This window comes from Chloroflexaceae bacterium (genome assembly GCA_025057155.1).
Lineage (GTDB): Bacteria > Chloroflexota > Chloroflexia > Chloroflexales > Chloroflexaceae > JACAEO01.
In genome coordinates this window covers 1-283 of the sequence record JANWYD010000141.1, presented here as the reverse complement: position 1 = coordinate 283, position 283 = coordinate 1, and the positions used below count along the sequence as shown (strand labels likewise).

1 protein-coding gene is annotated in these 283 nt (G+C 68.2%); it reads right to left on the bottom strand.

Features of this window, described 5'->3' with window-relative positions; genetic code table 11:
• The coding region (locus NZU74_20700) for a hypothetical protein (GenBank protein MCS6883744.1) at positions 1–210 on the bottom strand (210 nt) is incomplete at its 3' end.
• Positions 211–283: the final 73 nt, after the last annotated feature.

The window sequence follows — 283 nt, the reverse complement described above, 5'->3', positions numbered from 1 at the left end:
CGCCCACAGCCAGGCGATGACGGTGAGCTTGCGGCCCACGTAGGGCTTCAGGTCAGGCCGCGGGTTGAGGGGGTCTTCCACCATCTCGCGGGTGATTTCGATCTTCGGGTAGAGGTGGCCGATGCGCTTCTCGGCCTCGTCGCGCATCCACTGCCCGTAGTAGCGCACGTCCTCGGCAAGGCCCTGTGCCCCTACCCAGACCCTACTCAACAGGGGGAGGGCCTGGGTGGGGGGCGAGGGGTGTACCGGCGGCCTCCCGGCGAACCTCGGCGGGATTTCGATC